We start from the raw sequence: 21,973 nt of genomic DNA on the forward strand, positions 1-21,973 counted from the left end.
AAATGGTTCTCGATACCCTCCTACTCGGCGGCCTGACATTTTAAATTCAATGAAAAAATTGAATTTAAAACCACTCGAACGGACAGTAGAGAAACTGAGAAAAATAATTTTTAGAATAATCAGTGTTGCTTGCACTTTCAAATCGCAATTTTTAATTTCTCCTAACTCCTAACTCCTAACTCCTAACTCCTAACTCCTAACTCCTAACTCCTAACTCCTAACTCCTAACTCCTAACTCCTAACTCCTAACTCCTAACTCCTAGAAAAACCACCCTATATTGTTGTATTTTTGTAGCCTACAAAAAACATAAAATTATGAGTACAACAAATCATATTAGCACAAAGTGGTTGGGCAACATGTCTTTCGAAAGTAATAATCCTTCAGGACATTCGCTACGAATAGATATCGCCAAAGAAGATGGTGGTGACGGTAGCGGATTTAGACCAAAAGCATTAATGCTTTCTTCATTAGCAGGTTGTTCAGGTTTAGATGTCGCTGCATTGATTAAGAAGATGAAATTGGAGGTCGATGAATTTCACATTGAAACCATTGCAAACTTAACAGATGAGCATCCTAAGTTTTATGATAAGGTTGGTATAGAATATCATTTTCATGGTGAAGACCTAAACGAGAAAAAACTACAAAGAGCAGTAGACTTATCTGTAGAAAAGTATTGCGGAGTAATGGAAATGTTCAGACAATTCGCCGAGCTAGATATTAAGACTGTTTTTCATAAGAAGTAAAACGTCATTGCGATTCCGATAGCAATCGGAAGAAGCAATCTGTTTGTTTGGTACACCTAAGTTAGAGATTGCTTCGTGCCTCGCAAAGACGATATCGATTATAATCTGAACACTGACAACTGATACTGCCAACTGTTACTTAGAACTGATACTGAGAACTGATACTGAGAACTGTTACTGAGAACTGCCAACTGAAATTGTAAACTGAACACTGAATAGAATGCGCTGGACAATAAAACCAAAACCGAAACAAGAAGATATCGATGCTTTAGCCGATGCGTTAAAGGTCGATGATTTGGTGGCGCAGTTGTTATTACAAAGAGGAATTTCTACGTATGAAGAGGCGAAGAATTTTTTTCGTCCGCAGTTAGAAGATTTGCATGATCCTTTTTTAATGAAGGACATGGATATTGCGGTGAACAGAATTGAAGAAGCTATTGCTAACGGTGAGAATATTCTGGTGTATGGCGATTATGATGTAGATGGTACTACGGCCGTTGCTTTAATGTCATCGTACCTGTTGAGTTATTACCCGAATGTGGCGACCTATATTCCCGATCGGTATGATGAGGGATACGGAGTGTCGTTCAAGGGAATCGATTTTGCAGAGGATAACGGATTTACATTAATCGTTGCGTTAGACTGCGGAGTGAAAGCAATTGACAAAGTAGCTTACGCAAAAGATAGGGAAATTGATTTCATCATTTGTGACCACCACAGACCTGGAAAAACATTGCCCGATGCCGTGGCAATTCTGGATCCAAAACGAGAAGATTGTAGCTATCCGTATGATGAATTATGTGGTTGCGGAGTTGGTTTTAAATTGATTCAGGCATTAGGTTCTCGAAGAGGAGAAACTATTGACGACGTCATATATTACCTTGATTTAGTGGCAACTGCAATCGGGGCAGATATTGTACCAATAACCGGAGAGAATCGAATACTGGCTTTTTATGGCTTGCAGGTTATCAATCAGCAACCTAGGACTGGATTCAAAGCTATTATCAATCAGATTAATAAAACAGAGCTTACCATTACCGATGTAGTGTTCATTATTGCACCTAGAATTAATGCTGCCGGTAGAATGAAACATGGTCAATATGCGGTAAATCTTTTGACCGAGACCAATATGGATCAAGCCATACAGTTTGCTGCTGAAATCGAAAAATTCAATACCGATAGAAGAGGTTTAGATCAAGAAATTACGATAGAGGCACTGGGTCAAATTCAAGAGAATCAAGAAGAAGAAGGTTTCACTTCTGTCGTCTATAAAGATTCTTGGCATAAAGGAGTGATTGGTATAGTAGCATCACGATTGACGGAAACCTATTATAGACCCACCTTGGTTTTTACCAAAAGTGGCGATAAGTTGGCAGCATCGGCACGATCGGTCAGAGGGTTTGATGTGTATAATGCCCTAGAAGGTTGTGCAGATTATATTGAGCAGTTCGGCGGACATAAATATGCCGCAGGATTGACCTTGCTAGAAGAGCAGTATAATAATTTCAAGCATCAGTTCGAGAAAGTGGTGAAAGAGAGCATTGATCCGCAGATGTTAATACCAGAAATTACAATAGATACGGTTATTGAGTTGCAAGATATCACTCCGAAATTAATGCGAATTCTAAAGCAGTTTGCCCCTTTTGGTCCCGGTAATATATCTCCGATATTCATGGCAGAAGATTTAAAAGATACCGGTTATGCCAAAGGTGTCGGTAAAGAAGAAGCACATTTAAAAGTCGCTGTTGTTCAGCATGGCAGTCATAAAATTGACGGCATCGGCTTTAATATGGGTGATAAACTATCGTTGGTAACGGGTAGAAAGCCATTTAGCGCTGTTTTTTCTATTGATGAAAATGAATGGCAAGGTAATGTTAGCTTACAGTTGAAATTAAAAGACATCAAATGAGAATAGAACATATCGCTATTTGGGTTACTGATTTAGAAGCAATGCGGGCATTTTATGAAACATATTTTAATGCCGTAGCAGGAGAAAAATATCACAACCCTACGAAAGAATTTACCTCTTACTTTTTAAGTTTTACTGATGGTGCAAGGTTGGAACTTATGCATAAACCAACGATTTATGCCGCTTCTGAGAATAAAGTAAATACCGGATTCATACATTTTGCCATGTCGGTAGGATCAAAAGAACAAGTAGATTTTTTGACTGAAAAGTTGAGAGAAAACGGATTCACAATTGCCGGTGAGCCTAGAACTACAGGCGATGGCTACTACGAAAGTGTCATTCTCGACCCAGAAGGGAATCAAATAGAAATTACGATTTAACAATACTATTTATAATTGTTCTAAATAAGATCTATATATTTATACTAAATATGAAGATTCTTATGAACGATATACATCCTATTTACCAGAATGATTTTGGAATAGCCTTCCAATGGAAAAAAGAGAATCCCACCCAATCCAATAAAGTACAAGTGATTTTCAGGGATATCGGACTATTGCTTACCCAAAGCGAATTACGTTATTTTGCCACTTGTATTAAAGATACTGTAGAAAACGGAAAGGGGAATCTTTGTGGAGATTGCAAAACGAAAGAAACTTGTCGGTCATTGTTATTGAACACTCCCGCTCAGCAAGTAACCTTTGCGGTAAGCTATCAAGAAGCCATTGAGGTTAGAGATTTAATAAATGGTACGTTATTTAGGTTAGAGTTAGATTCCTATTTCAGAGAATTAGGCATTGAATAGGATGCAATAAAATTCTTATTACTTCCATCGATTAATTAGTCACTCAATCGCTTACTGCTCTTTAATTTATTAAATATTTTTGGACTCTATTTAGCGATAGCACTATGAGCGTTAATGATCCCTATGCTGCCTTAAGATTTAAGGAATTCAATATTTTTCTTCTAGTTCGTTTTGCCATGGTTTTTGCCTGGTCTATGCAATTCATTGTTATAGAGTGGCAAGTGTATTCAATGACGAAAGACCCATTGTCATTAGGTATTATTGGTTTGATGGAAGTGATACCAGCAGTAAGCATGGCACTTTTTGCGGGTCATATCGTAGATCAAAAAGAGAAGCGCAATTTGCTGATAAAGTGTATTTGTGGTTTCTCGGTCATTAGCTTCGGTCTGTTTATGCTAAGTCTGCCTTCTGTTTTGGAAAGCTATGAAACCAAAGTTATTCTCTACGGAATTTACGCCTTGGTATTCTGTGGCGGATTAGTTCGTGCCTTTCTTGGTCCCACTATATTTTCATTAATAGCTTTAATTGTACCAAAAAAAATATATCCGAATGCTGCTACATGGAGTAGTACTACTTGGCAAATGGCATCTGTACTAGGTCCCGCATTAGCAGGATTCTCCATTAGTCTTATAGGCGTACATTGGTCTATGTGTGTCATTTTCGGTTTTTCGTTATTGGCATTGACTGCACTTTTCAATATTTCGAAGAAACCAATTCTTAATCCTAAGATAGGAGAACCTGTTTTTCAGAGTTTAAAAGAAGGGTTAACCTTTGTATTTAAAACCAGAGCAGTATTAGGTGCTTTGGCCTTAGATATGATCGCCGTACTTTTTGGTGGTGCTGTGGCATTGTTGCCCATTTTTGCGCAAGATATATTACATGTAGGATCAGAAGGCTTCGGCGTTTTAAGAGCTGCACCAGCAGTTGGTGCTGCGTTAACCATGTTGGGTTCTACGAGGTTTCCATTACATAAAAATGCAGGAAAGAAATTATTATTCGCCGTATTCGGATTCGGAATATGTATGATTGTCTTTGGATTATCTACCTATTTCTGGCTGTCTGTTATCGCCTTGTTCTTAAGCGGAGCGGTAGACGGGGTGTCAATGATTATAAGACAAACGATATTACAATTAAAGACTCCCGATAACATGCGTGGGCGAGTAGCTTCTGTAAATTCAATGTTTGTGGGTTCATCAAATGAACTTGGTGCATTTGAAAGCGGAGTAACAGCAAAATTGATGGGCACGGTAACAGCAGTTGTTTTTGGCGGCACCATGACTTTATTAACGGTGGGGCTTACGGCAATTGTTTCGCCTAAATTTAGAAAGCTCGATTTACAGAAAGATGTTGAAGAGCATGAGAGTTAAAGTAGGTAGTTATAGTTCATAAAAAAAGCCCCTTAAAAAGGGGCTTTTTTTATTGTAGGTAATGCTTAATGTTTGGGTCATTAAGCGGGGGAACTTGTAGGTAAACTGAAGATTTGGGAATCAACACTTAATCTTAACAACAGTGTAAAGGTATAACCGATTGGTAGTTTACACTAACTTTTGTTGTGAAGTGCTACTTTTAACATGTAAGAAAAGGATTACATGTTGTTTGGTGATATTTTTAACCTGAATAAGTATGATTTTGTAAAAAAGACATCATATAAAAAATGTAAATTATTTGCTTTTTCTGAAGTGTAAATGAATAGCATTTCGATTTTAAAAAATTTATGAGATTTTATAGATTAACAAATAATAATTGAAGTAAAAAAGTTAAAACAACGAAAAAGCCCCTAAAATAGGGGCTGTTCTTTAAAGTAGGTACACTTAAAATTTGGGTTTTAAGCTGGGGAAACTTGTAGGTAATGTGAAGATTTGGGTCAACACTCAAACTTAATAACACTGTAAAGATATAACGAAGAACTAGTTTTATAAAACTATTGTTGTGAACTGCTCAATTCTTGTTGTAAGAAAAGGATTACATTTAAATTTGTGTATTTCATCGATGTTTTTGATGAAATTTAGCTGAATTCTTTCAGTGAAAGTTGCTGACCATCAAACTCGGCATAAGTGTAGTAACCGATCCAATCTCCAAGATTGGTATATTTTGAATTTTCTTTTAATTCTATTTCTAAAGGAAGATGTCTATGACCAAAAATGAAATGGTCGTAATGTTGCGTTTCTAATTTTCGTTTGGCATATAGCACTAACCATTCTTTGTCTTCACCTAAAAACTTGGCATCATCATCGCCACTAATCAGTTTATTACTAACAGAAAGGTGTTTTGCCAAGCGAACTCCGATATCTGGGTGTAACCATCTAAAGAACCATTTGGCTAATGGGTTGGTAAAGACCTTCTTCATTCTCTTGAATCCCTTATCGTCTGGTCCTAGTCCGTCACCGTGGCCTATAAAGAAAGAAGCTCCGTTAATGGAGTATTGCTGAGGTTTGTGGTAAACAGGTATGTTTAATTCTTCTTCAAAGTAACCGTTCATCCAAAGATCATGATTACCAACAAAGTAGTGTATTTGTATACCGGCATCAGACAGTTCTGCAAGCTTTCCTAGTGTTCTGGTAAATCCTTTTGGGATAACGGTGGTATATTCAAACCAAAAATCGAACAAATCACCCATTAAGAAAATGACTCCGGCATCCGACTTGATCGTATCTAGCCAACGAATAAACTTTAGCTCTCTCACTCTACTTTCTTCCATAGTAGGTGCGCCTAGGTGGTTATCACTAGCAAAATATACTTTTTTTCCTGCGGGAAGTTCAATGTTCGTCATCAGGATGTAAATATAATAACTGTTTTGCGTACCACGGGAATACACGGGTCAAAATAAGAGAATGCAATTCTAAATCAAACGGCAACATCTTTTTCGTTCAGTACTATTTTTATGGGTAGGTGATCACTAAACCCTTTCTCATTGAAGGTTGAAGAATTGGGTCTACCAAACTTTACAGGTTTCTGGTAAGATCCAGAAGTAAGCTCAGGGTATGCAATGATTTCTACTGTACTCAATTTAAATGGTAATTCTGACTTCTCTGACAAAATACTTTTAGAAATCATAAACTGATCTAACATATTATACTCATTACCAAATACGAATGTACCTATTTGAGCATCTAAAAATCGATGCATTACATTATAAAAGTACTTTAGGCGCACTCTATTACTTTTCACCAAGGCTTTGTTATTGATAGCCTTTAAATATGCTGTAATACTCTTGTTATAAGGGTTGTCATTGAAATCTCCCATTAATATGATATTGGCATCATTACCTTGTTCTTCGTAAATTCTTTCGATCCAGTACGATAAATTTTCCGCTACCATAATTCTAAATGGTTCACTCTCAAGTTCACCGCCAGATCTAGAAGGCCAATGGTTAAGTACACATACCAGCTTGTTGCCATTGGCAGTGTTGATGTGTACTTGAAATAAATCTCTTGTGGTATTTCGTTTTATAATACGTAGACTGAAAGTTTGTTGCTCAGGTCCGTATTTGGTCTTGTCATAAATAAGCGCTGTATCAATACCTCGTTTATCTTCTCCTTCAGAGATAACATAACCATAGTTCTTGTCAAGTGCCGTGCTCATGGCATCAATAAGTAATTCGATAACATATTCATTTTCTACCTCACAAACTCCCAATAAATCAGGACCTTTACCATCGTTGAATTTTGATATGACTGCGGTTAGGTTCGCAATTTTCCTATTAAGAATAGCAGCGTTCCATCCGTCAAGTTCCTTACCTAAATGGTTATTTAAAAATTCACTTCGTCTCGGAGAATTTTCTACATCAAATAGATTTTCAAGATTCCACCAGTAAATATGATGCTTTGTCATGTTGTTATATTAAGGAGATTCCCTAAAAATAAAACAATTTAAAAGCTTGTAAAGTAAGTATATGGTTAAGTTTTGTTGAACTTAATTGTCACTGGCATACCACTCTGCAAAAGAAGTATCTGTTTCTTGCAGTTTTAAAGAGAATAAAGAAATGTTTTCAGGAAGGCGAGATTTTATTTTCGTGGCAAAATCTATGACCATATTTTCACTTGTAGGTTGGTAATCTGCCAAGATAACGTTGTGCCCTCTATCGGTCAATTCTTTGGCCAGTTCTACGTGAGGAGTATTTTTATTGAATACGGTAGCGTGATCAAAAACATCAACGATATCTTCTTTGACTATTTTTTTAAGATCTCCGAAATCGATTACCATCCCTAATTTTACGTGGCTGGTGTCTGTAATAGGTCTGCCAATAACGGTAACGGATAATTTATAACTATGACCATGTACATTTCTACATTTACCGTCATACCCGTAAAGTGCGTGTCCGGTTTCAAAATTGAATTGTTTGGTAATACGAATATTGCTCATGACCTATAATTATATGGCAAAGGTAGGGAATCTTTAAAAGGATTTATAAGAAGAAATCATTCTAAAACAATCTCGGTATTTCCAGAGATTAAATTAACGTGGCAACAGTCTGCAGTAACTTCATAAGTTTCGTTGATGACCTCTTTATTGTCAATAATACCTTTAAAAGTCAGTGTAGCGGTCGAATTTTGATATTGAACCCGATTTGCGTCACTAAGAATAGGATAGAAGCCTTGTTCTTTGAGGTATTGATATTCGTCACCGTTGAAATCTGCAGCAAGGTTTTTACCAGTTTCATTATCGATAATCTCATAGCTGTCAAGGGATACTGGTTCACCCGACGCATCTTTAACGCTTACGGTTATAGTTACAAAATTAAGTGTACAAATGGCTTCAGAACAATCTTGCTGTTCAGCATCGTCATTATCGTTGCAAGCAACTAAGAATAGAGATAGAAATGCTAGTATGATTTTTGCGAACATAAAACTGGTTTTTTATAAGATGTTCAAATACCAATTCGTTGCGTAGAGACGACTTGAATTACCTCTTATATTTCTTTTTCGCACGCATTTTGTTCACTACATAAATGATTAAAACAGAAAGTGCAAGAACTGGAAATACGAGGTTGCCGTTTAAAAATTGAAAAAACTCCATACTAATGATTTAGAAACAGAACGAATAGCTGTTTCAGTTATTGTTTATTTTTTAAATTTTGACAGTGCTTTTCTAGTAAAATCAGAAAGGGCTAATTTACCGGTGATAGCTGCGCGTTCTGTCAATAAGGTATCCCAATGGTCGGTACCTTCCCACAAAACTTTCTTCCATTCGGTTAAAGCTTCGGCATTATAGCTTGCCAATTTATGAATGAAGAAGTCAAGTTCTTTATCCATTTCGTCTGCAGAGTCATATACTTTATTGAACAGTCCTTTTTCTTGAGCCCAATAAGCACTTTTCCATTCCGTAGGTGCCAAAGACATTTCGCCCATAGCGGCATTACCTATTTTACGGGCAACGGCAGGTGCAATTACTAAAGGTGCAATACCAATACTAAGCTCAGAAAGTTTAATAGATGCATTTACGTTAGAATATACATAATCGCAAGCAGCGGCAAGACCTACGCCACCACCAACAGTTTTACCATGTACGCGACCAACAATTACCTTCTTGCATTTACGCATGGCGTTTATGACATGGGCAAATCCACTAAAGAATGCCTTACCTTCTTCAAGGTTAGACACTTCAAGTAACTCATCAAAAGAAGCACCGGCACAAAATGCTTTTTCTCCTTCAGATTTTAATAGAATAACAGATATGGCTTGATCTTCAGAAAGTTCATTAATTGTATCTGTTAAGCGTTCTAGAAGTTCAGAAACGAATGAATTACTAGCAGGATGCCCAAACTCTACATGAGCAACTTTACCATCTATTCGTGTATATAAACTTCCATTTTTTCTTGAAGTGACCATAGCATTTTATTTTACTCGATAATCGAGATTACCTACTTAGAGATTTGTCTTGAAGTAGCTTATACAAAATTACGGATTTTGCAATAAAGGTTTGAATTTGTTTCTGAATTTCCATACCAGTGCACCACCCCTTATAAACATCCAAACGGTGAAGGCAAGCCATATTCCTGTTAATCCCCAGTGAAGATATTTTCCTAAGAACAGCATTGGCACAAACCCTAAAAAGGTAGCTACTAGCAAGGTGTTTCGTAAATATTTCATCTCACCTAAACCTTTAAAAACTCCGTCTAAAACGAAAGCGGTGCTATTAAAAGGAAGACCTAGAATAATGATATAGAAGATGCCGTAAAAAGCAGAAAGCACCAAAGGCTCGTTAGAAAACAAGCTACCTAAAGGTTTATAGAAAATAGTAGCCAAAGCCATAATGACTAGACTGACTATGAGTCCGTATTTCGTAATCTTTTTAGCCAATAACCAGAGTCCGTCATAATTACGTTCTCCCAATAATCTACCGCCCATAATATTACCGGCAGCACCATAACCATCAATAAAAAAGGCAGAAAATAGCCAAAGGTTAATAGCAATAGTATGTGCACCAATATATTTATCGCCAAGCGCGGTTGCTTCTCTTACGGCAAGAATAAGTGCGGTATTCAAGGCAATGGCACGAACAAATAAATTTAAGCTCATAATAACCAAACGACCAAGTTCTTGGTGAACGGGTAATTTAAATTTCAAGCTAATATCGGTCTTCGTCCAAAGTAGGTAGAATGCCATTAGTGCCATAATCGCTTGCGCAAGCAAACTAGCATAAGCGGCACCTTCTAAATACATGGCAGGTATGAATCCTTCAATGCCGTATACAAAAGCAAAATCTAGAATAACATTTAAAACTGCACCGGTAATAGCGATGACCATGGGCCAATAGGTATTCTGTAATCCGCGGAAAATACCCATCACCGCGAAAACGAATAAAGTTAAAGGAAACCCCCAAACGCGAATGGAGTAGTAGCTAATGCAGTACTGCAGTATTTTTCCTTTAGCATTTAAAAGTTCAAAAATTTCTTGAATCACAAAAATGGTAGACAGCAAAACCAGAATACTCAAAGCAATATTGAGGTAAATAGCCTGTGCGGGTAATGTTTTGACTTCTTCTAGTCTACCGGCACCTAAATACTGCGAAATAATGGAGGATATAGCACTACGCGTTTGCCCAAGAATCCAGATGAGCATCGAAAGAAAAGAACCTACAATACCTGCTGCGGCAAGAGATTCTAATCCGTCTACCGGAATATTACCCACAATAGCAGTATCGGTTATCGACAACAAAGGTTCTGCAATACCCGCAATAGTTGCTGGGATTGCCAAGGCATTTATAGATTTTAAATTAACTGAAGTCTTCAAAAAATAGGGTTTCTATAGTACAAGTTCGTAGCAATGAAAAGGATGCTTGCTTTGGTTGGGGAAAAAGATATCTCCTAATTTTGTATAACCACGTTGCTCGTAAAATTTCTTATTTCTTTTGTTCTGGCTAAAGGTATCTAACCTAACGGATACAGCATTGTTTTCTCTGGCAAAGTTTTCAGCGAAGTCCATTAAACGCTGAGCAAAACCCTTACCTTGATGTTTAGGGTGCACGGCTAGGCGATGAATATAGTAGTTATTTACATTTTCTGTTAGCCAGTTTACAGAAGTGTATTCTTCATCCATAAAAAGGGAAACAACAATACAACCTACTATTTCGTTATCATTTTGAAGCACATAAAGTTCATCGCGTTCAATGTCATTTTCAAATGCCTGTTTAGAAGGGTAATCGGTCGTCCATTGGTAAATTCCATTGGCTTCCATAGCAATTCTACAAGCATCTGTCATGATAAGAATTTTAGGTATTTGCGATATCTTTGCCGGTGCTATCATAAAAGCGATTTAATTAAATTGTAAATTTAGAGTTATAAACAACACTTTTTATCATGATGAATATTCTTGTTCCGATCGGGACCTCCTCAAATGCGAATCAAACATTACAATATGCAGTAGATTTTGCACAAGACTTTGGTGCAGAAATATATGTAATGGAAGTTTTTAATGTCAGCGGAAAAACAGGAACGCTTGCCAATATAACACAAAAGGTAGCCGATAATTCAAAGGAAAGATTAAAGGAAGTAGTAGGCACAGTAGATACAAAAGATGTCTCTATAAAAATAGCAAGCTTTAACGGTGAGTTAAAAGACGGATTAAAAGAAATTGATAAGGGAATTGGTATTGACCTAATTATTTTGGCACCAAGAAGTAATGATATTAAAGAAGAGAATTATTTAGGACAAACTTCTGGAGCCATTATTAAAAGAACGAACATACCAGCATTGATCGTACCAAAAGGAACAGCGTATAAGTCGTTTACAAACATTTTGGTAGCCTTTAAATCTGGAATTCTAAAAAGAAAAAGAATTCTTGATCCGTTAATTGAGATTAAGAACAAGCACAACGCCAATGTGAATTTATTGATGGTGAAAACACCAGGATATTCAGATGACGATTTAAAGATTAATACGGCATTGATGGACATAAGTTCTCAATTGACCTTTACAGAAAACTCAACAACGTATCATGGTGTTTTAGAGCATTTTCAAGCAAAACACCCCGATTTATTGTGTGTTTTTAGAAGAAAACGTGGTTTTTTCAAGAAATTATGGGAAAAGAGCACTATTTCAAAATCGGAGTTTTACGCCCCTGTACCGGTCTTGGTATTAAGTGTAAAGAAAGATTAAGTAGTACTTTGTTAGCATAGTAAAATAGGTTTTCTTTGAGCTTCTCGAAAAGCGGGGGATTAGCGTAGTTTTCTTGTGCGTTCCAAAAGCATTCGGGAAGGTCGTTTCGATATTGAATTGAGATTAAGAAATTTAGGGGGATTAGCTCAGTTGGCTAGAGCGCTTGCCTGGCAGGCAAGAGGTCACCGGTTCGAATCCGGTATTCTCCACGTAAAAGGCTTCCAGTAATGGGAGCCTTTTTTTGTTGCTATTTCGAAGATTAATTCAAGTGTTTAGTTTCACTATAATACTAAAAGAATAGAGCGTCCTCCCGTGAATAAATTCCATTTACTAAACACTAGTTTACGCATTACTTCCTCCTAAAGCCATTTTACATTTTCTTTAGATGTACAATATCACGATCATTAAAATGTTATTATAACACGATTATTGATGATACATACAACCCCCAAAAGAAAATCATTAAAATGAAGAAAATTATTTTCACTTACCTGTCTATTCTATGTTTATTCGGTTGCTCCAGTAATGATACAGAAGAACAATTAAACCTTATAAATATTCAAATAGACCTAGATCAAGTAGAAGAATACTCAAATGACTATGAGTATACAGACTTTATGGTAAAGGTATACGATACCAAAGAAGATTATTTCAATGAAGTAAACGCAGTCTTTTCGGGTAATATAGACGCTACTGGCAAAATTTCAATTTCAGAAAATTTAGAGGAAAAGAGTTACTATGTAGATATTTATACAGAAGATAAAGTATTAAGTAATTGGGAAGTAATTGATTTAGATGTAGACGCTTCTAATATTATAAAGTTTTCTCCTGCAAACACCAATGAGTCTTATTCTACGGTGTACATGACAGATCATAGAAGGTTAGTTGGCAATTGGTCTTTTCTATCTTATGAACAAATCAGTAATGACAATGAGGAAAGAACGGATAAAGTGTTTTTATCCATCAACAAAGAATATACGGCCACTTCATATGAAACGTATGACGGAGTAGCATATCAATTACACTTTAAACTACTAGGAAATGGATATTTAGAATTGGTTACGATACAACCTAGCCCAGATAATTACCCAGTAAACCAGACCAGTACACAAGATTTGGTAGTACAGATAGAACAAGATGGATTATTATATTTTACAAATTACTCTGGTGATAATGTAGTTTATGTTAGAAATTAGATAAATGGTTTCTTATAAAATATTAAAAAAGGCTCCCAGTTTTGGGAGCCTTTTTTATTTTAGAACTATCGGCTATGTTGTATGAAATGAAAGTTACCACATGACCACTTTAACTAACTATATGTTTTTAATAGTTAAATTGGTTACGTCAATTATCTTAAATAAACCTAGTTTTACTGTACGAAATGAATAATGAAATCAATACCATTTGGCTAGACCTTAATGAAGAATTGTATCATTTCATTTTGGGTAAGATCAAAGACGAGCAAGTGTCAAAAGACATTCATCAAGAAGTATTCTTAAAAATACAGACCAAAATCCATCAGCTACAACATACCTCTAAACTAACAAGTTGGGTGTATCAGATTACAAGAAACACTATAATCGACCATTTTAGAAAACAAGGCAAAAGCACAGTAGCTATTGATGAAATTGATCTGGCAGAAGAACAGTCGGGAGATTTTGACTATGCCAAGCTTACTAACTGCATCAACCAAAAAATAGGGCAATTATCAGCACAGCATAAAGAAGCAATTGTATTGACCACCTTTCAAGAATACTCGCAAAAAGAGCTTGCCCAGCATTTGAATATCTCGTATTCAGGCACGAAATCTAGAGTTCAAAAAGCTAGAGAAATATTAAAGGTTCAACTGTTGTCTTGCCCCAATGTAACATCTGATCGTTCAGGTAAACTGCTCGATTTTGAAAATAATGAAGAATAGCTACGTCTTTTTTTAGAGTCCGCCGTCTATCTGGTATAAACCTTAAAAAGATAAGATGAGCGAATTAAAAAAAGTAACCGTACAAATACTAAATGCCTTTACAGAAAATGATAAGGGTGGTAACCCGGCAGGTGTCGTTTTAGATGCAGATACACTATCTCATGAAGATAAATTACATGTTGCCAAAAAAGTGGGGCTCTCTGAAACCGCTTTTATTTCTAAATCCAATACGGCAGATTTTAAGCTAGATTTCTATACTCCCACCAAGCAGATAGCGCATTGTGGGCATGCTACTATAGCCGCATTCTCGTACTTAAAACAGTTGGGGTTATTAAAGGGCAATTCCTCTTCAAAAGAAACAATTGATGGAAACAGAAAAATAGAAATTCAGGGCGATTTGGCTTTTATGGAGCAATTAGCACCAACATATGTAGACCCTGCAGATAGGGAAAACGATATTTTAAATTCCCTAGGATTGACCAAAACAGACCTCTTGCCAAATGCACCAATGCAAGTAGTCAATACCGGTAATTCTTTTCTATTGATTCCCGTGAAAGATGTAAAAACGCTAGAAGATATTACACCACATTTTGATGCCATAGAAAACATTAGCGAGGAATTTAATTTGATAGGATATTATGTGTTTACAATTGATGGAGTAGCAGAAATAGATGCGACAACAAGAATGTTCGCGCCACGCTATGGTATTTTAGAAGAAGCAGCAACGGGTATGGCCGCAGGTCCTTTAGCTAGTTATTTGTTTGATGTGTTGCAGCAAAAGCAAACCAATTTTAAAATTCAGCAAGGTAAATATATGAGTCCGTCATCATCAAGTGCTATTGAAGTACAATTGCAAATAGAGAATGAAACAATAACTGGACTCATGGCTGGTGGTAAAGGGGTAGTGGTACGTGAATTGGAAGTTAAGTTATAAGCAGTAAAAGCAACCAATCACTTTGTACTTAATACTTTATACTCCAATAGAATTTTTCATACACTTTGAATTTTAAAATGGGAATACCATATTAATTTATTTTAAGATTTAGAAATATTAAAAATAATCACTAACTTTCTAAGGATTAAGATATTGTGTCTAAACAATGTTTTTTGTTAAAGCAGTATTGATGCAAGTAAATTCCCCTAATATGTATTGCCGGTAAAATTATTCCCCCTTTGTGGTAAAACACTTATTGACTAGAATAATAACCAAAAATTATATATTATGAGAACTATTAAGATGACTATGCTTTTTATGCTTGCTGTGCTTTTAACACCATTTATCAATACCGCACAAGAAGTTTCGGCTACTATGGATTTTGAGAATGCAGAAGCCAATGTAGCTGTTGTATCAAATTACGTAAATGCAGTGCAAAACGAAGATTTGGAAACTATGATAGCGCAATTGGCAGATGACGCGAAAATATATGGTCTCAGCGGAGGTCCTACTAACGTAATGAACCCTTCTCAATTGTCTGAATATTATAAAGAAAGTTTTGCAACTTCTACACATTCAATTGACCCAAACACATCTTATGCACCGATAAAAGTAACTGGTGGCATAAACGAGGGAGAATGGGTCATGGTGTGGACTACAGACACTATTTCAAATAAGAAAACCGGTCAAGAAATTGCGATTCCTGCACAGGTTACATGTGTTGTTGAAGAGGGTAAAATTACAATGATGGCGCATTATTACGATCAATTAAATGTAATGACGTCTGCGGGTTACACGCTACAACCTCCTACAGAATAATAAATGAACCTGTCGTATTCATATAAAACCCAGAAGCTTTTTCTGGGTTTTGCTTTTTATCTTTTTTGAACTGAAAAGCCAATTCACATCCTTTTACGGGTATCTGTATAGCTATATACTTAAGACTTAGTACTCATTACTTAATACTATTTTTTCTCCTAACTCCTAACTCCTAACTCCTAACTCCTAACTATTTTATACCTCGTACTTCAAACTTCGTACCTCGTACTTTTCTTTTACGGTTACCCGTAATACTACATTGAAGAAAAATACTACCTTGTTGATCGGTTCTAAAACATTACTTCCCCTGCCGTTTTAGAATGTAATTATTTTATTTAATATTTAGGTGTAAAGTAACTTGTTGCTTTATACCGTTGTTGTGCCTAATTAAAAAAACTGCCGAATATGAATAAAATTACAGCTTTTGCAGATGAATATGGTAATAATTCTTTCCAATTTTCAACTCAAGGAAGTCACTTTATTGTTGCCACTGTAATTTGTAATTCAGACAAAGTTACGGAACTTGAAAATTCAGTAGACGAAATACGAAAAAAACACAATTTCCAAACTGGAGAAATTAAATCAAGTGGAATTTCAAAAAACCATAAAAGGAGAATAAGAGTATTATCTGACGTAGTTAATTTAGATTTATCAGTTTACGCAGTAATCGTAGATAAAAGAAAATTAAAAGGGAAAGGATTTAGTTATAAAAAATCATTTTATAAATATTTAAATAATCTTTTATACAAGGAATTATTCCGAATTTTTCCTCAATTGGAATTGTACGTGGATGAACACGGAGGAAACGATTATATGTTGGAGTTTAAAGCTTATGTAAATAAACATCATCAAAAAACTTTGTTTTCAGGTTCTCAATTTGGAATTGAAAATAGTAAACAGAGTAATTTAATACAGATAGCAGATTTAATCGCTGGAACACTTGGATATATTTATGACGAAATCAAAATTTCAGAATATAGCGAAGAATTCAAAACATTAATAAAACCAATAGTAAGTGATTTAAACTTCTTCCCAAAAGATTATAATTTTTCAGATTTTGTAGAATCTAATACTGACAATACATTCAATCCTTTAATTGCAGAAGTAAGTCATTTGAGAATTAACGATTTTATAGAAAAAGAAAGTGGAAATGACCAACAGAAAATTGACCAGATAAACTTCTTAAAACTACTGCTTTTATATCAAAGGGTTTATTATAAATCAAGATACATTTCAACAAAAGAGATATTTAACCACTTAAATCAAAGTAGGGAAAAACCTTTAAAAGAAGAGTATTTTAGGTCTAAAGTTGTTGGAAATTTAAGAGATAAAGGAATTTTAATTTCATCTAGTCCAAAAGGTTACAAAATACCAACTTCCGAAAAAGATTTATATTCATTTATAAAACACGGAAACCGAATTATTTTACCAATGGCTAACCGAATTAGGCAAATGAGAAACACAATAAAATTAGCGTCTGGAAATGAATTAGATTTATTAGATAATCCAGATTTTAAAGAACTGAAAGAAATGCTAAATAACTAGGCACAACAAAGAACTGAGGTAAAAAACAAACAAATTCTTCCTTAATCTGAGACAGTATTATTCTAGGCTTATAGATTCTAAAATCAGATTCTTTGAGCTTTTTTGTTTGCTAAATTAAGTGCTTAATCAAACAACTAATTACAAACAAAAACGTTAAAGTCAATCAACTAAAACTACAAAATGGGATTAGATTTAATATCGCAAAGAGATTGTGAAGTAAAAGAAATTGTACCTCAAGAAGAACTTTTAAATCAAATTAAAGATCGCAATAGAGGTTTTGCAGTTTTAAATATGATTATTGAAAGTGGCAAAACCAGAGAAGAAGCATTAGAATCTTCATTTACACAAACCTTGGTAACACCAGAAGGGAATAAAAATGTAAGTGTAAAAGTTTCTGATTTAATTGAAAAAACTAACCATTTAGAACAGCTAGGGAAAAAGTGCGAAAATTGCCCTATTTCTCAAAATACAGCGTTTGGTTGTATTGGATATGTTTCTTATCCGATATCACAAAAATGTGAAAAATGGCTTGCAACAATTGCCGAAGAATCAAATAAAAAAGGGTTACCCTACTCAACAACAATAGTTTTTATTGAAGATCAAAATGTAACCGGACAACGATTTGGCGAAATGCGTAATCATGGGCAAACATTTTTTGAAAGCTCAAAGCCAACAGAAATCGTTTTAAGCAAAAGTCTCTTTAAAAAGAAAACAATAGACACCAATAAATTACTAGAAGTAACTGTGCTCAATGGACTAATGCAAACCACTCATATCAACTATTTACTAATGTTATTTGGTGGTATTGTTTCAGATCAAGTTGAACCAAAAGACAGATATTCTAAATTTAGCAATGAAGATAAAAAGTATGTTTATCTAGACTTGAATTTGCCTAAAGACAGTGACAAAAGTATTACAGAATTCTATAATTATTTTCATCATCTATTTATCGCATTAGTAAACGGGCACGATGTGTTTATGGATTAAGAACTTTATTTGATCGGCAATCTTTATATCCTAAATAAATAATTATAATGTTTGAAACGGGAGTTTTCAACAAAGCCGTAATTATTACTACCACAGAATATTTGCTACTCAACCTTAATCCTTATTTTTAGATAATGAAAGAAGGCTTAATAATCGCTTTAATTTATAACAGAACCCTAAGCAAATTCTTTAAAGTATGAGCCAACAAAAGCTACTGCAAGCCGTTTTTCAAGACCAGAAATCAAGAGAAATACTAGCTATAAATTCCTTCGGTGACATCCTCTTTAAGACCGATAATACCCAAGGCGATTGTTATGCTTTATTGCAGATTTACATAAATAATAACAATACGCATGGGGAGTATGCCTTTTATTTTAGACAACACATACTGGGTAATAGCGAAAAACAATACAAGCAATTTTTAAGCGGTAAGGGCTTGTTTAGAACCGCAGAACAAAAAGAATTACACGAGACGCTAATGTTGCGTGAGGGGCTGCTTGAAACTCTTGAAAAGAAACTAGCTAAAAAACCGAACGAAGTTTACATAGCGAATGCCTATTTAAGCAATTTAGATAATATAGAGGCTTTCTACACCCTACCCAGTGACGCTTTTTATGAGAAGCTATTGCAAGAGTGTACGTTTAATGAAGACACACTTACCGACCTTACCGAGATAGAGAATATAGGTGATAAGCCGCCTTTTTATATTCAAAAGTTATATTGGGGCTACGGCAGGGAAGATAGCGCGGTAAAAGAGAAGTTATACGATTGTATAAACCTTCAAGATTTATCGGTCTGGAACGAATTTGGAGATTTTTTAAATGAACAGGTTTCAAAATTACAGCAGCTGAGTAGTGTAAGCGTGTATAATATGCATAGCATTCCATATGCCTTTTTAAATCAGCTACATACGTTGCCAAATTTGGTAAGCCTTACATTGGGCAGGCATGCATCGAACGCATTAGATCACCAATATCAGCTAAAGACTTTGCCTGAGAATTTAGTTGCGTTACAAAATCTAAAATACTTAAATCTAGATGGCAATCAGCTTACCGATTTTGCAGAGATAAGTAGATTATCTCATTTAAAAACCTTGAGTTTATACAACAATCAGTTTAAAGATTTAGAAGGTATAGCGGGTCTGCAGCATTTAACGGAATTGAATTTGGCGAACAATGCTATTACAGAATTACCGGTAGCCTTAAAAGAACTGTCTCAATTAAAAGTGCTGATTCTTAGTAAAAACCCTTTACAAGAAATACCGAGTTGGTTGGGCGAACTTACCCAGCTTGAAGAGCTTCATTTAGAGCAGACACAATTAAAAACACTGCCAGAAAGTATTGGTCAATTGACCCAATTAAAAGTATTGGGGCTGAAGAAGAATCCGTTTGAGACATTGCCAAAGGTCATGGCAAAGATTCCTAAACGTGTTTTAGATTTGGAATTAAGAAACAGGGCGTTGTTTGATGCCAAGGCAAAACAAAAACTTTCAGAATACCCAGAAGGAGACTTCTTGTTTGAATCTGATCTCAATTTTAAGCTATTGGTTATTCAAAAACTTATGTATGAAGATGAGGTGCTGCTGCCAAAGTTTACTATTTATGATTTTGCCGAAACACATGATATCGATATTGAAGAAAGGGGATATGACATACTTCCGGAAGCGGTAGCGTATTTCAAAAACATAAAAATTCCGTCTAGCCTGTTAATAGATATTGAAGAATTATCTCCTGACGGAGGCAGTGAAATTTACGGTCAGTTGTATCCTTTTTGGGACGGGGAAGATGACTGTTTTCATATAAAAAGCATAGCCGATATAGAATACTTGCCGCGTTTGAAACGAACCAACAATTTATTCTTCAACAAAGACTTGGTGAAAGAACTAAGAAAAAGAAAGATCAAGGTAAGTAACTATTAGGGCGTGTCTGCTGTAATGTTTACCTAACCATTTATACTTTATGTATCTTTTTGATTCTGAATTATAACTATTATTTTCACTATCCCACTATCCCACTATCCCACTATCCCACTATCCCACTATCCCACTATCCCACTATCCCACTATCCCACTATCCCACTATCCCACTATCCCACTATCCCACTATCCCACTAAAACCCTAATATCCACCAAAAAGTACACAAGATTCGAAAATGTGTGTAAGGCAAAAGCCTATCCTTCATTTTACCTTTGTCCTATTCTTTAGACATATAAAAAACAGGATATAATGAGTACAACGCAATTTGGTAAAAAAGGGTGGACACCCGATAGAATTACAACTCTTAAGGGTAAAACATTCGTTATAACGGGTACTACGAGCGGTACAGGTTTTGAGGCGGCAAAAATTTTATTGAAAAAAGGGGCGAAAGTGGTGATGCTGAACCGTAACCCAAAAAAATCGGCAGATACCATAGCAATTTTAAAACAAGAGCTAGGTAATGCCATATCGGTAAGTAATATAGAAATGGACTTGGCGTCATTGGCATCCGTTAGAAAAGCTGCCGAAGAAGTGCTGAAAACGGTACCACAAATAGATGCATTGATGTGTAACGCTGCTATTGCCCAAGTACCAAAACAGACATTTACGGAAGATGGTTTTGAAAGTCAGTTAGGGGTAAACCACTATGGTAACTTTTTATTGCAGGCATTGCTATATCCACGCATTGAAGAATCGAATGGGCGAATAGTGACTGTAGGTAGTATGGGCTACAATTTGGGAATTAAGACCATACAGTTCGATGATATGAACTGGGACAAAAATTATAATCCGAATGCAGTGTATAGTCAAAGTAAGTTGGCACAAATCATGACAGTTTATGAATTACAAGATAGGTTAAAAGCAGCAGGAAAAACTGGTTTAAAATCATATGCCTGCCACCCTGGGGCATCTTCAACTTCATTAATTAAAACCAGCGGAAGTTTATTGACACGTTTCATTTGGCAAATCATGAAACTGACGCCAATGGTGCAATCTGCAGAGAAAGGATCATACCCAGAATTAATGTGCGCTACAGAACCCGATTTGGACCAAACAGCATTTTACGGCCCTACAGGTAAAAATTATTGGACAGGTCCCGTTGGGGAGTGCAAATTAGAGCCACATGCAAAAGATAAGCCGGTAATGAAAAGACTTTGGGAGCTATCGGAAAAGGAAACCGGTGTAACTTGGAATTTGTAAATTAGTAATCGACCAAAATAATAACCATGGATATTTTAAAAGCAGCAACAGATTGGGCAAAGGCAGAACTAGTTTCAACTCCGTTTTTCATGCTCTTCGGCCTGGCATTTTTACTGGCAAGCTTTGGGTTTTGGCAATTGGGCAAGACCGATATGGCAAGAGCTTACATTATACCTACTTTGGTAGCGGGTTCTTTACTTATGATCATTGGGTTGGGATTGTTCTTTACCAATAAATCAAGAATACCTCAATTTGAAAAAGCATACAAAACAGATGCACCGGCATTCGTAGTATCAGAACTTGAGCGTGCCGAAGCTACTCTAAAAGAATATAATACGATTGTTTTTACTGCAATTCCGATAATTATAATAGTTTGTGCGTTGGTATTGTTATTTGTAAGCACACCTATTTGGAGAGCGAGTATGATTACAACAATAGCGATGTTGGTCGCCATTTTGTTGGTTGATGGTACCGCACATGCCAGAATAGACGGTTACAATAAACAATTACAGTTGGCAGCTAAAGAAATGAACAAGTAAT

Annotated in this window: 22 protein-coding genes and 1 tRNA gene; 16 read left to right on the top strand and 7 right to left on the bottom strand. The window is 35.6% G+C overall.

Annotated features, from left to right (window positions below):
- Nucleotides 1-315 precede the first annotated feature (315 nt).
- From ACJJVT_RS17155 to ACJJVT_RS17175, 5 genes are all read left to right on the top strand, one after another.
- Entirely contained in the window at nt 316-744 is a 429-nt protein-coding gene (locus ACJJVT_RS17155) for an OsmC family protein (protein WP_405400332.1), read from the top strand.
- Nucleotides 745-964: 220 nt separating this feature from the next.
- Nucleotides 965-2,653 carry a single-stranded-DNA-specific exonuclease RecJ gene (gene recJ / locus ACJJVT_RS17160; protein ID WP_405400334.1) on the top strand — a complete coding sequence of 563 codons (1,689 nt, stop codon included), beginning with the start codon at nt 965-967 and terminating at the stop codon, nt 2,651-2,653.
- Nucleotides 2,650-3,033 (top strand): VOC family protein, encoded by a 384-nt coding sequence (locus tag ACJJVT_RS17165; RefSeq protein ID WP_405400336.1) that lies wholly within the window; start codon nt 2,650-2,652, stop codon nt 3,031-3,033. The genes recJ and ACJJVT_RS17165 overlap by 4 nt, the downstream gene beginning before the upstream one ends.
- A 62-nt stretch (nt 3,034-3,095) precedes the next feature.
- Nucleotides 3,096-3,458 (top strand): hypothetical protein, encoded by a 363-nt coding sequence (locus ACJJVT_RS17170; protein WP_405400338.1) that lies wholly within the window; start codon nt 3,096-3,098, stop codon nt 3,456-3,458.
- 104 nt (nt 3,459-3,562) lie between these two features.
- Nucleotides 3,563-4,825 carry an MFS transporter gene (locus ACJJVT_RS17175; protein ID WP_405400339.1) on the top strand — a complete coding sequence of 421 codons (1,263 nt, stop codon included), beginning with the start codon at nt 3,563-3,565 and terminating at the stop codon, nt 4,823-4,825.
- Between the two features lie 638 nt (nt 4,826-5,463).
- Here ACJJVT_RS17175 and ACJJVT_RS17180 read toward each other — a convergent pair.
- From ACJJVT_RS17180 to ACJJVT_RS17210, 7 genes are all read right to left on the bottom strand, one after another.
- On the bottom strand, nt 5,464-6,228 hold the full coding sequence (locus tag ACJJVT_RS17180; protein ID WP_405400341.1) for a UDP-2,3-diacylglucosamine diphosphatase: 765 nt from the start codon (nt 6,226-6,228) through the stop codon (nt 5,464-5,466).
- 74 nt (nt 6,229-6,302) lie between these two features.
- Nucleotides 6,303-7,289, bottom strand: coding sequence for a hypothetical protein (locus ACJJVT_RS17185; protein WP_299798966.1), 987 nt, complete (start codon nt 7,287-7,289; stop codon nt 6,303-6,305).
- A gap of 81 nt (nt 7,290-7,370) precedes the next feature.
- Nucleotides 7,371-7,820 carry a 6-pyruvoyl trahydropterin synthase family protein gene (locus ACJJVT_RS17190; RefSeq protein ID WP_405400342.1) on the bottom strand — a complete coding sequence of 150 codons (450 nt, stop codon included), beginning with the start codon at nt 7,818-7,820 and terminating at the stop codon, nt 7,371-7,373.
- A gap of 56 nt (nt 7,821-7,876) precedes the next feature.
- Nucleotides 7,877-8,302, bottom strand: a complete 426-nt coding sequence (locus ACJJVT_RS17195) for a hypothetical protein (RefSeq protein ID WP_405400344.1) — start codon at nt 8,300-8,302, stop codon at nt 7,877-7,879.
- Nucleotides 8,303-8,518: 216 nt separating this feature from the next.
- Nucleotides 8,519-9,286 carry an enoyl-CoA hydratase/isomerase family protein gene (locus ACJJVT_RS17200; RefSeq protein WP_405400346.1) on the bottom strand — a complete coding sequence of 256 codons (768 nt, stop codon included), beginning with the start codon at nt 9,284-9,286 and terminating at the stop codon, nt 8,519-8,521.
- A 69-nt stretch (nt 9,287-9,355) separates the two neighbouring features.
- Nucleotides 9,356-10,690 carry an MATE family efflux transporter gene (locus ACJJVT_RS17205; RefSeq protein WP_405400347.1) on the bottom strand — a complete coding sequence of 445 codons (1,335 nt, stop codon included), beginning with the start codon at nt 10,688-10,690 and terminating at the stop codon, nt 9,356-9,358.
- Between the two features lie 12 nt (nt 10,691-10,702).
- On the bottom strand, nt 10,703-11,203 hold the full coding sequence (locus ACJJVT_RS17210; RefSeq protein WP_405400350.1) for a GNAT family N-acetyltransferase: 501 nt from the start codon (nt 11,201-11,203) through the stop codon (nt 10,703-10,705).
- Between the two features lie 53 nt (nt 11,204-11,256).
- Between ACJJVT_RS17210 and ACJJVT_RS17215 the strand changes: the two genes are divergently transcribed.
- The 11 genes from ACJJVT_RS17215 to ACJJVT_RS17265 all read left to right on the top strand — a co-directional run bounded on the left by ACJJVT_RS17215 (nt 11,257) and on the right by ACJJVT_RS17265 (nt 21,972).
- Nucleotides 11,257-12,054 carry a universal stress protein gene (locus ACJJVT_RS17215; protein WP_405400352.1) on the top strand — a complete coding sequence of 266 codons (798 nt, stop codon included), beginning with the start codon at nt 11,257-11,259 and terminating at the stop codon, nt 12,052-12,054.
- A gap of 135 nt (nt 12,055-12,189) precedes the next feature.
- Nucleotides 12,190-12,263: transfer RNA gene (locus tag ACJJVT_RS17220), tRNA-Ala, on the top strand.
- Between the two features lie 258 nt (nt 12,264-12,521).
- Entirely contained in the window at nt 12,522-13,250 is a 729-nt protein-coding gene (locus tag ACJJVT_RS17225) for a hypothetical protein (protein WP_405400354.1), read from the top strand.
- A 185-nt stretch (nt 13,251-13,435) separates the two neighbouring features.
- Nucleotides 13,436-13,972 (top strand): sigma-70 family RNA polymerase sigma factor, encoded by a 537-nt coding sequence (locus ACJJVT_RS17230; RefSeq protein ID WP_405400356.1) that lies wholly within the window; start codon nt 13,436-13,438, stop codon nt 13,970-13,972.
- Nucleotides 13,973-14,027: 55 nt separating this feature from the next.
- Nucleotides 14,028-14,906, top strand: coding sequence for a PhzF family phenazine biosynthesis protein (locus ACJJVT_RS17235; RefSeq protein WP_405400357.1), 879 nt, complete (start codon nt 14,028-14,030; stop codon nt 14,904-14,906).
- A 288-nt stretch (nt 14,907-15,194) separates the two neighbouring features.
- The gene (locus ACJJVT_RS17240) at nt 15,195-15,725 is read left to right on the top strand and encodes a nuclear transport factor 2 family protein (RefSeq protein WP_405400359.1); all 531 of its coding nucleotides are present in this window, start codon (nt 15,195-15,197) and stop codon (nt 15,723-15,725) included.
- A gap of 405 nt (nt 15,726-16,130) precedes the next feature.
- Complete coding sequence (locus ACJJVT_RS17245) at nt 16,131-17,270, top strand: DUF3800 domain-containing protein (protein WP_405400361.1); 1,140 nt, start codon at nt 16,131-16,133, stop codon at nt 17,268-17,270.
- A gap of 180 nt (nt 17,271-17,450) precedes the next feature.
- Nucleotides 17,451-18,257: a hypothetical protein gene (locus tag ACJJVT_RS17250; RefSeq protein WP_405400363.1), complete on the top strand. Its 807-nt coding sequence runs from the start codon at nt 17,451-17,453 to the stop codon at nt 18,255-18,257.
- 196 nt (nt 18,258-18,453) lie between these two features.
- Nucleotides 18,454-20,175: a leucine-rich repeat domain-containing protein gene (locus tag ACJJVT_RS17255; RefSeq protein ID WP_405400364.1), complete on the top strand. Its 1,722-nt coding sequence runs from the start codon at nt 18,454-18,456 to the stop codon at nt 20,173-20,175.
- Nucleotides 20,176-20,482: 307 nt separating this feature from the next.
- Entirely contained in the window at nt 20,483-21,433 is a 951-nt protein-coding gene (locus tag ACJJVT_RS17260; RefSeq protein ID WP_405400365.1) for an SDR family oxidoreductase, read from the top strand.
- 26 nt (nt 21,434-21,459) lie between these two features.
- Complete coding sequence (locus ACJJVT_RS17265; protein ID WP_405400367.1) at nt 21,460-21,972, top strand: hypothetical protein; 513 nt, start codon at nt 21,460-21,462, stop codon at nt 21,970-21,972.
- The last annotated feature ends 1 nt before the right edge of the window (nt 21,973 follow it).

The sequence above is a fragment of the Maribacter sp. Asnod2-G09 genome (assembly GCF_045063795.1).
GTDB lineage: Bacteria > Bacteroidota > Bacteroidia > Flavobacteriales > Flavobacteriaceae > Maribacter.